Genomic DNA, 9,742 nt, shown 5'->3' with positions numbered 1-9,742 from the left:
GCGCCCGCGACGCCGCCCGCGCCTCCGGCGGTGACGGGGCGTCCGAACCGGCGCCGCGCTACACCCGCCGCGGGCAGCGCCCGCCCGCCGACCCGGCGCCCTCCCCGGCGAGCGCCGCAACGGACGGGCCGGACCCGCACGAGCCGCCCGCCGAGCACGAGGTGCCCCGCGACGGCCCCACGATCGTCGAGAGCGCCCAGCGCACCGAGGCCGACGACGAGGAGGCGATGCTCGCCGAGGCCGCGCAGGACGAAGAGCCCGGCACCGCCCCGCGGCAGGACCCCGAGGAGGTGGCCCTGGAGCTGCTGCGCACCCAGCTCGGCGCCACCCCCCTCGACCAGCGCTGACCGAGCCGACCCGCAGCGAGGAGCCCCGGTGGACATGAAGCTCGAGCTGGTGCCCGTCCCCGTCAGCGACGTGGACCGGGCCAAGGCCTTCTACGCCGACGGGCTGGGCTTCACCGTCGACGTCGACGCCAGCCCGGCCGAGGGCGTGCGCATCGTGCAGCTCACCCCACCCGGGTCGGGCTGCTCGGTCGGGTTCGGCACCGGGCTCGACGCCTACCGGGGGGAGCCCGGATCGGCCCGCGCCCTGCACCTGGTGGTGGCCGACCTCGACGCCGCCCGCGCCGAGCTCCTCGGCCGCGGCGTCACGGTGGGCGAGGTCGTCGACCACGGCGGTGGCGTCCGCAGCGCCGCGCTGGCGGACCCCGACGGCAACGGCCTGCTCCTGCAGGAGTTGGCCTGGCGCACCGGCGACGCCTACTAGGCCCGGGGCGCCACCCGGTCCAACCAGGCGCGCAGGTCGTCGACCACCTCGTCGCGGTTGGTCTCGTTGAACACCTCGTGCCGGGCGCCGGGGTAGACGTGCCCCGTCACGTCGGTCAGCCCCGCGGCGGCGTAGCGCTCGAGCAGCAGGGTGAGCAGCGCCAGCTGCCCGTTCACCGGGTCGGCGTCGCCCACCGCGTAGTACAGCGGCAGGTCGGTCCGCATCCCGGCGAGGCGCTCCGGGTCGGCCAGCGGCGCCGCGCCGGCGAACATGGCCCGGGACGCGTCGGCGTCCAGGCCGAAGCCGCACAGCGGGTCCGCGACGTACGCGTCGACCTGCGCCTCGTCGCGGGAGAGCCAGTCGTACTCGGTGCGCGCGGGCTCGAACGGCGCGTTGAACGCCGAGAGGTCCAGCGGGGCGTCGAAGTCCATCGTCGCGCCCAGCGGGTCGATGGCCGCGGTGCCGGTGAGCACGGCGGCGTCGACCTCGCGGCTGTGGTCCACCAGCCACTGCTGGACCGCGAACGAGCCCATCGAGTGCCCGAGCAGCACCAGCGGCACCCCCGGGTGCGCGGCGCGGTTGCGGGCGACGAGCAGGCCGACGTCGTCGACGAGCAGCCGCCACCCGTCCGCCCCGATCGCGCCGGGCTCGCCGCGCATCGACGCGCCGTGCCCGCGGTGGTCCTGCCCGACGACGACGAAGCCGTCCGCGACGAGCGCCTCGGCGAGCGGGGCGTAGCGCAGCAGGTGCTCACCCATCCCGTGGCTGAGCTGCACCACCCCGCGCACCGGGCCCTCGGGGCGCCACTGGAAGACCGCCAGCTCGAGGCCGTCGGTGCTGGACAGGGTGGACCGCTGCGGCTCGCTCACCGCCCCAGCATCGCGCATCGCCGCTCCCGGTGGCGGTTGCAGACCCGTCGCAGGCTTCCTGGGGGTACTTGCAGACGCCCCCGGACGGCCTCAGGCCGCGAGGTGGCGGGCCAGGAAGGCGAGGGCGCGGGGGTAGGCGTCGGCCTTGTTGGCGCGCTTCGCGAGCCCGTGCCCCTCGTCGGGGTAGACCAGCAGCTCGCACTCCACGCCGCGCGACGTCAGCGCGGCGTGCAGCTGCTCGGCCTCGCCGAGGGGCACCCGGGGGTCGTTGGCGCCGTGGATGACCACGAGCGGGGCCCGCACGTCCTCGACGCGGGTGAGCGGGGAGAGCTCGGTGAGCAGCGCACGGTCGTGGGCGAGGCTGCCGTACTCGCGCTCCCGGGCGGCGCGGCGGTAGTCGGAGGTGTTCTCCAGGAACGTCACCAGCGAGCTCATGCCCACGATGTCGACCCCGGCGGCCCACCGCTCCGGCTGGAACGCCACCCCGGCCAGCACCATGTACCCGCCGTAGGAGCCGCCCCACAGCGCGGCCCGGGCCGGGTCGAGCCCCACGGTCGGCAGCCACTCGTGCAGCGAGGCGAGGTCGCGCACCGAGTCCATCCGCAGCGCCACGTCGTCGAGGGAGTACCACCGCTTGCCGAAGCCGACGGAGCCGCGCACGTTCGGCACCAGCACGGTGTGCCCGGCCGCCACGAGCGCCTGCAGCACGGGGTTGAACGTGGGCCGGCTCTGCCCCTCCGGTCCACCGTGGACGACGGTGACCGACGAGCCGGCCAGCGCGGTGGCGGTCGGTGGGTCGTAGCGGTAGCAGGGCACGGCCTCGCCGTCGTGGGCCGGGACGCGGTGCGAGGTGGGGGAGACGAGCGCGGCGTCCGGCGCGGAGGACGTCAGGGCCGTGACGGTGCCGGTGGCCACGTCGAGCAGGGCCACGTCCAGCGGCACCCCGGGGGCGGTCCAGGAGATCGCCGCGTGCGCGGAGCCGGGGGAGAACACCGGGTCCGGGACGGGGTACCCGACGACGCCGCGCGCCGGGAGCGCCACGGGCACGGGGTCACCCGGCTCGTCCAGCCGGTGCAGCGCGAGCCGGCTCCACCCGTCGTCGTTCGTCTCCACCAGCAGCGTGCGCCCGTCGGGGGACGGCCAGCCCGTGAGGTCGTGGCGGTCGTCGGTCACCAGCGGCTCGAGCGCGCCGGAGGTGACGTCGAGCAGCGCCACCTCGGTGGTGTCGCGGCCGCGGTCGGTGGTCAGCACCACGTGCTCGGAGTCCGGCAGCCACCGCAGCGTCTCGAAGCGGGCGTGCTCGTCGGGCTCGGTCAGGGCGACGACGCGGGCGTCGCGGGTGGTGGCCAGGGAGTCGACCAGCACCAGCTGCGCCGACATCGCGGCCCGCCCGACGAGGGCGAGCAGCAGGTAGCGGCCGTCCGGGGACCACGCCACCTCGCTGACGTTGCCGCCGCCGTCGTAGACGACCTCCTCGACCCCGCTGGCGACGTCGCGCACCACGACGTCGAAGTCGGTGCCGTTGCGGCGGTTGGTGCGGTAGACGACGCGCCCGGGCGCCACGTCGACGAGGGCGTGGACGAACGCGGGGTCCCCGACCAGCGGGGTGAGGTCCTCCGGCCCGGCCGGGGTGGTGCGGTCGGCGTCGAGCACGGCGAGCTGGGCGCGCTCGTCGCCGCCGTCGTCGTGGACCACCACCACCCGGCGCTCCCCGGGCAGGTAGCGCCCGGCGCAGCCCGAGGCCAGCGCGGTCAGGACGCGACGCTCACCGCCGTCGAGCTCGAGGAGCTGCACCGAGCCCGAGTCGTCCCAGCCGGCCAGCACCCGGCCGTCGTCGTCGACGTCGAACGCCCGCCAGGTGCGCAGCTCCAGCAGCTCGGTGAGGTCCACCCCGCCAGTCTGCTGGCTCCGGTGCTAGCCCGACCACCAGGGGCGCAGCGGGACCCCGGCCGAGCCCTGCGGGCCGAGCTTGACGCAGAGCACCTGGTGGAGCTGGACCACGTTGCGCTCGAAGCCGAGCCGGCAGGCGGCCATGTAGAGCCCCCAGAGCCGCGCGGTGGCCTCGCCGACCTCGGCCACGGCCTCGTCCCAGTGCTCGACGAGGTTGGCGTTCCAGTCCCGCAGGGTCAGCGCGTAGTGCTCGCGCAGGTTCTCCTCGTGGCGCACCTCGAACCCGGCGTCCTGGGCCTCGGTGATGATGCGGCCGGAGCCGGTGAGCTCCCCGTCGGGGAAGACGTAGCGGTCGATGAACGCGCCCGCCTTGGTCGACGAGCGGTTCTCCGGCCGGGTGATGCAGTGGTTGAGCAGCCGGCCCTCGGGGCGCAGCTTGGCCAGCAGCGAGGCGAAGTACGCCGGGTAGTTGTGCACCCCGATGTGCTCGGTGAGCCCGATGGAGGAGATGGCGTCGAAGCCGGTGTCGGTGATGTCGCGGTAGTCGCTGAAGCGCACCTCGGCGAGCTCGCCCAGGCCCTCCTCGGCGATGGCGGCCTGCGCCCACTGCGCCTGCTCGGCGGAGAGCGTGGCGCCGATCGCGTGGACCCCGCGGCGGGCGGCGAAGCGGACCATGCCGCCCCAGCCGCAGCCGATGTCGAGCAGCCGGTCCCCGGCCTGGAGCCCCAGCTTGTCGAACACCAGCTGGTACTTGGCCTCCTGCGCCTGCTCCAGGGTCGCGTCCGCGCTGGGGTAGGCCGCACAGGTGTAGGTCATCGACTCGCCCAGCACCAGCTCGTAGAAGCGGTTGGACACGTCGTAGTGGCTGGAGATGGCCTCGGCGTCGCGGGCCTTGGAGTGGCGCACCCCGTCGGCGACGCGGCGCCAGCGCGGCTTGGCCTCCTGGGGCGGCGGGGCCACCGGGCGCAGGTGCTCCAGGCCCAGGGAGCGGCCGATGGTGGCCAGGGTGGCGGCCGGCGGGCGGCGGAACTGCAGCTCGTCGGCCATCGTGCGCAGGATGTCGTACGGGTCGCCCGGGTGGACGCCGGTGGCCCGGAGGTCCCCGGCGATGTAGGCACGGGCCAGGCCGAGGTCGCCCGGGGCGGTGGCCAGGTAGGTCGCGCCGCGCGGGGCGACGAGCTCCAGGCCGAGCGGGGAGTCCTCGGGCCCGATGGCCGAGCCGTCGTAGGCCGTGAACCGCAGCGGCACCTTGCCGTCGGTCAGCACCCCGAGGATCTCGGCGAGGGTGAGCTTGCGGGGGGCGGGCCGGGTGGTGGTGCCACGGGGGCCCGGGGTCCGGAAGGTCGTCATCGGTTGCGCACCGCCTTGCTGTAGAGATCGAGGAGCCGCGACCGGGGGTCGTAGCGCCGCTTCAGGGTGTCGAGGCGCTCGCCGCCGTAGAGCTCGGCGAACTCCTCGGGGGAGTAGAACGCGTCGGAGTAGAGGGACTTGTGCCCCTCGAAGCGGGTGACCGTCTCCTCGACGAGACGGTTCGTCGCGCCCTCGGCCTGCCCGGGGACGCGGGGCACCGAGGACCAGAAGCCGACGTTGACGTACGCGCGCCGGGCCTGGAGAGGGTACAGCGGCCAGGGTCGCTCCCCGTCCGGGGTGAGCGCGCCGGTCTCGTCGCGCAGCTGCAGCGGGCACAGCCAGACCGGCTCGATGGGCACGGTGTCGAGGAACCAGCGCACGAAGTCCGCGGTGCGGTCCAGCGGCACCTCGACGTCCTGGACGACGCGCTCGCGCGGGGGGTTGCCCTTGCGCGCCTCGAGCCGGTCGGCCACGTCGAAGCGGTGGTCCAGCGCGATGAGCTTCCAGTAGAACGAGCTGCGCAGCAGCCGCTTCGGCCACAGCCGGCGCACCACGGGGTGCTGGGCGCCGAAGGCCCGCGAGCACCAGAACCAGTCGGTGTCCCAGCGCCACAGGTAGTCCGCGGTGGTGAGGCGGTCGCGGCTGCGGCGCTGCAGCGAGCGGTAGTAGACGTCGCGGCCGGTGTAGTCGCTGACCGGGCCGGGCTCGGCGGTGCGGCGGCCGAGCGTCAGGTACGACTCGTCGGCGGAGAACACCACGCCGTCGAGGTAGTCCACGGCCTCGCCGTCGTGCTCGTGGGTCTCGACGATGCGGCCCATCGTGGCCTGCAGCGCATCGAGGTCGGAGAAGCGCAGGTGGCGCAGCGCGACGTAGGGGTCGACGGGCTCCAGCTCGATGCGCAGCCGGGTGGCGTAGCCGAGGGTGCCGTAGGAGTTGGGAAAGCCCCGGAACAGGTCGGCGTGCTCGTTGTCCCGGGTCGCGGTGACCACCTCACCGGCCCCGGTCAGGACGTCGAGCTCGAGCACGGACTCGTGGGGCAGGCCGTTGCGGAAGCTGGTCGACTCGATGCCGAGGCCGGTCACGGCCCCGCCGAGGGTGATGGTCTTGAGCTGCGGCACCACCAGCGGGCTCAGCCCCAGCGGGACGGTCGCGGCGACCAGGTCCTCGTAGGTGCACGTGCCGCCGACGTCGGCGGTGCGGTTCGCGACGTCCACGGCGATGACCTCGCCCAGGCCGGAGACGTCCAGGCCCGGGGCGGTGCTGGCGGCGCGGGCGCGGAAGAGGTTCGAGGTCTTCTTGGCGAGCCGGACGGTGGCGTCGGCGGGGATGGCGCGGTAGCTGGCGACGAGCCGCTCGACCCCGGCCGCGTGGCGCGCCCAGGTGCTGGAGCGCTCAACTGTTGCGTCGGGAAAGGATACGGCCACGCGATCACCGTAGTCGCCCGTCGTGCCTGCTCGCACCCGTGATCGACCACGTCACTCCCACCCCCGGTCCTGGCTACCCTCGGGGCCCAGGACGCCGGGGCCCGACCGGCGCGGAGCGCACCCAGGAGGACACGTGGCACAGGTCGTGGCCAGCAGGTCGACGTCGGTGGCGGTGCCGCCCGAGCAGGCCCTCGCCGCGGTGGCCGACTACCGGGACGTCCGGCCCCGGATCCTCACCGACGCCTACCGCGACTACCGGCTCGTCTCCGGCGGGCACGGGGACGGGACGGTGGCGTCCTGGACGCTGCAGGCGACGAAGAAGCGGTCGCGCGACGTGGCGGCCACCGTGGGCGTCGACGGCGACACGGTCACCGAGACCGACGCGAACTCCACGATGGTGACCCACTGGAAGGTGGAGCCGGAGGGCACCGGGTCGCGGGTCACCGTGACCACCTCCTGGCAGGGCGCCGGTGGGGTCGGCGGCTTCTTCGAGGGCCTCTTCGCGCCCAAGGGCCTCGAGCGGATCCTCGCCGGGGTGCTGTCGAACCTGGCGCAGGAGCTCGCCTGAGCGTCGTCGCTGCTCCGCCCGGTTAGGCTGGCGCGGAGCTGACCGGGACAGCCCTGGTCGCGGAGCAGTCGGGAGACGTCCACGTGCAACCCGGTGAGGCCCCCGACATGGGCCAGATCCTCGCGCAGGCCCAGCAGATGCAGCAGCAGCTGATGGCCGCGCAGGCCGAGCTGGCCGCCGCCACCGTGCAGGGGCAGGCCGGCGGCGGCCTCGTCACCGCGACGGTGACCGGGGCGGGCGAGCTGACGGGGCTGGTCATCGACCCCACGGTCGTCGACCCCTCCGACGTCGAGACGTTGCAGGACCTGGTCATCGGCGCCGTCGCCGACGCCAACCGCGCCGTGCAGGAGCTCGCCGCGGAGAAGATGGGTCCGCTCGCGGGCGGGCTGGGCGGCGGCGGGCTGGGCCTGCCGGGGATGTAGGCGGTGTACGAGGGGCCGGTCCAAGACCTCATCGACGAGCTCGGTCGGCTGCCTGGCGTCGGGCCCAAGAGCGCGCAGCGCATCGCGTTCCACCTGCTCACGGTGGAGCCGGCGGACATCGGCCGGCTGCAGGCCGCGCTGCAGAAGGTGCGCGACGGGGTGCAGTTCTGCGTCGTGTGCGGGGACGTCTCCGAGCACGAGACGTGCCGCATCTGCTCCGACCTGCGCCGCGACCGCTCCCTGATCTGCGTCGTCGAGGAGCCGAAGGACGTGCAGGCCGTCGAGCGGACCCGGGAGTACGCCGGGCGCTACCACGTGCTCGGCGGGTCGCTGGACCCGTTGAACGGCATCGGGCCCGAGCAGCTGCGGGTCCGCGAGCTGCTGCGCCGTCTCGGCAACCAGGACGACGGCATCGACGTCGCCGAGGTCATCATCGCCACCGACCCCAACACCGAGGGCGAGGCCACGGCCACCTACCTGGCCCGGGTGATGCGCGACTTCCCCGGGCTGTCCATCACCCGGCTCGCCTCGGGCCTGCCGATGGGCGGGGACCTCGAGTTCGCCGACGAGGTCACCCTCGGCCGGGCGCTGTCCGGCCGCCGCGCGGTCTGACCCCCCGCTCGCGAGCGGCGCGGCTGTCACCGACAGCGACCTCCGTCACGGACAGTAACACCTGCGCCCGAGCCGACCCCGCTTACCCGCCGCTTTTCTCTGCACGCGTCGGCGCACCACCCGGCCGGCGTGCGTGCGCCGAGGCCGACCCCGCGGCGCCCTGGTGCGCCGGCGCTCGCAGAGAAAAGCGGCAGCGGCGCCCTGGTGCGCCGACGCTCGCAGAGAAAAGCAGCGGGGCAACGGTGCCGGCGCCCGGGGCGGTCCTCAGCGAACCTGCAGGTCAGAGGCCGAACAGGTGGAACAGCGCCGCCAGGTCGACCAGCCCGCCCAGCAGCAGCTGGAACAGCGACGGGCTCGGAGCGACGTCGGCGGCCAGGGTGCCCGCCGAGGGCAGGGCGCCGTCGCCGCCCGAGTAGTCCACCGTGACGGTGTGCGGTCCGGCCGCGGCGAATCGCACCAGGCACGCCGCCGCCCCGCCGGCCACCGGACGCGCCTCGCAGCCCGGGACGGGCGCCCCGTCGACGGAGACCGCAGCCGTGCCCGACGGTCCCCCCGGTCCGACGCCGACCAGCACGGCCACCGAGCTGCCCACGGCCAGGGTCGGGGTGGTGCTCACCGTGGTGGTGGTGGCGACCGGGTCGCCGTAGCGGGCCAGCAGCGCGGCGGTGCGGTCCCGGATGTCCGGCAGGAACGAGTAGCCGACGTTGCCGGGGCAGGCGGTGGAGTCGACGTCGCGGTGCCCCATGATCTGCGGCTTCGCGACGACCTGCCCCGCGGGGTAGGGGGTGTACACGCCGCCGCCGGAGGTCAGTGGGACCGAGCCGTAGGGGTCCAGCGACCACAGCGACGCCTGCCAGGCGAGGTAGCGCGCCACCCCGTCGAGCTCGGCGTCGGTGGGCCGGTACACCTGGTAGTCGCCGAGCATGACCACCCCGACGGTGCCGGTGTTGAACCCCCCGGCGTGCGCGCCGATGAGGGGCCGGTCCATCCCGCCAGCCGCGCCCTCGAAGATCTGGCCGAACTCGTCGACGATCGCGTGGTAGCCGATGTCGCACCAGCCCAACGTCTTCGCGTGGTAGTAGTAGATCCCGCGGATGATCGAGGCCGACTGCGCGGCGGTGTAGACCTGCCCGTCGGCGGTGTGGTGGACGACCGCGGCGCGGACCGCGTCGGCGTACTCCGGGTCCTGGCAGTGCAGCGACTCGTCGGCTCCCCACGCCGTGCGGCTGATGATGGCCGGCCGGCCCACCGCGCTCGCCCCCACCACGGCGGGGGTCGCGGTGTCGTCCGGGTCGAGGACGACGAGCGAGGTGGCGGCGGGGTCGGGCGCGTCGCTGCGCACCTGCACCGCCGTGGTGCGGCCGACGTAGACGGGCTCGCTCGCCGACACGGCGGCCGGGCCGTCCTGGCCCCCGTCCACCGGGTCGAGGGTGAACCACGCGCTCCAGGAGCCGTCGTCCTGCCGGGCGCGCACGGCCGCACCCGTGGGGGCGGCGCCCGTCCAGGTCAGCGCGGCCATGGAGAACGACGCGGCCCGGTCGAGCTCGCGCACCGTGGACGTGCTGGCCCCGCGCTGCTCCCCGGCGGGGGCGACGACCGCGACGTCGGCGAGGGGCACGGTGTCGCTGCCGGTGGCCCGGACGGGCGCGGGCGCCGCAGGAACGGTCGGCTCGGGAGCCGCGGGGGCGGCGACCGCGGCGGGCACCGGCAGCACCAGCGCGGTGGCGAGCCCCAGCAGCAGGGCGGCCGGGCGGGCGGCCCGGGTGGGGCGGAGCAGCGGCACGGGTCTCTCCAGGGTTCGACGACGGCCGCGGAGGAGCTGCGACGCGGGGTGATCAC

9 protein-coding genes and 1 pseudogene are annotated in these 9,742 nt (G+C 75.0%); 5 read left to right on the top strand and 5 right to left on the bottom strand.

Annotated elements, in window-relative coordinates; translation table 11 throughout:
* Together ACYVOF_RS13390 and ACYVOF_RS13385 are read left to right on the top strand one after the other, a co-directional pair.
* Positions 1-347: pseudogene (locus ACYVOF_RS13390) on the top strand (hypothetical protein); the annotation flags it as partial.
* A gap of 28 nt (positions 348-375) precedes the next feature.
* Positions 376-768 (top strand): VOC family protein, encoded by a 393-nt coding sequence (locus tag ACYVOF_RS13385; protein WP_460867226.1) that lies wholly within the window; start codon positions 376-378, stop codon positions 766-768.
* On the opposite strand, the gene ACYVOF_RS13380 is transcribed toward ACYVOF_RS13385, so the two are convergent.
* The 4 genes from ACYVOF_RS13380 to ACYVOF_RS13365 form a co-directional block, all read right to left on the bottom strand.
* Positions 765-1,637, bottom strand: coding sequence for an alpha/beta fold hydrolase (locus ACYVOF_RS13380; RefSeq protein ID WP_460867224.1), 873 nt, complete (start codon positions 1,635-1,637; stop codon positions 765-767). The two genes, ACYVOF_RS13385 and ACYVOF_RS13380, sit on opposite strands and share 4 nt — an antisense overlap.
* A 90-nt stretch (positions 1,638-1,727) precedes the next feature.
* Positions 1,728-3,527 carry a S9 family peptidase gene (locus ACYVOF_RS13375; RefSeq protein ID WP_460867222.1) on the bottom strand — a complete coding sequence of 600 codons (1,800 nt, stop codon included), beginning with the start codon at positions 3,525-3,527 and terminating at the stop codon, positions 1,728-1,730.
* A 24-nt stretch (positions 3,528-3,551) separates the two neighbouring features.
* Complete coding sequence (locus tag ACYVOF_RS13370) at positions 3,552-4,877, bottom strand: class I SAM-dependent methyltransferase (RefSeq protein WP_460867221.1); 1,326 nt, start codon at positions 4,875-4,877, stop codon at positions 3,552-3,554.
* Positions 4,874-6,301 carry an FAD-binding oxidoreductase gene (locus ACYVOF_RS13365; RefSeq protein WP_460867220.1) on the bottom strand — a complete coding sequence of 476 codons (1,428 nt, stop codon included), beginning with the start codon at positions 6,299-6,301 and terminating at the stop codon, positions 4,874-4,876. Before ACYVOF_RS13365 ends, ACYVOF_RS13370 begins: the two co-directional genes overlap by 4 nt.
* A gap of 133 nt (positions 6,302-6,434) precedes the next feature.
* Here ACYVOF_RS13365 and ACYVOF_RS13360 point away from each other — a divergent pair, with 133 nt between their 5' ends.
* The 3 genes from ACYVOF_RS13360 to recR all read left to right on the top strand — a co-directional run bounded on the left by ACYVOF_RS13360 (position 6,435) and on the right by recR (position 7,903).
* Positions 6,435-6,869: an SRPBCC family protein gene (locus tag ACYVOF_RS13360; RefSeq protein WP_460867219.1), complete on the top strand. Its 435-nt coding sequence runs from the start codon at positions 6,435-6,437 to the stop codon at positions 6,867-6,869.
* 83 nt (positions 6,870-6,952) lie between these two features.
* A complete protein-coding gene (locus ACYVOF_RS13355; protein ID WP_460867218.1) occupies positions 6,953-7,291 on the top strand; it encodes a YbaB/EbfC family nucleoid-associated protein in 339 nt (112 codons plus the stop codon).
* Between the two features lie 3 nt (positions 7,292-7,294).
* Positions 7,295-7,903, top strand: coding sequence for a recombination mediator RecR (gene recR / locus ACYVOF_RS13350; RefSeq protein ID WP_460867216.1), 609 nt, complete (start codon positions 7,295-7,297; stop codon positions 7,901-7,903).
* 280 nt (positions 7,904-8,183) lie between these two features.
* On the opposite strand, the gene ACYVOF_RS13345 is transcribed toward recR, so the two are convergent.
* Positions 8,184-9,686, bottom strand: a complete 1,503-nt coding sequence (locus ACYVOF_RS13345) for an N-acetylmuramoyl-L-alanine amidase (RefSeq protein WP_460867214.1) — start codon at positions 9,684-9,686, stop codon at positions 8,184-8,186.
* Positions 9,687-9,742: the final 56 nt, after the last annotated feature.

It is taken from the genome of Rhodococcus aerolatus (assembly GCF_054783215.1).
This window is presented reverse-complemented; position numbering and strand designations above follow the sequence as displayed.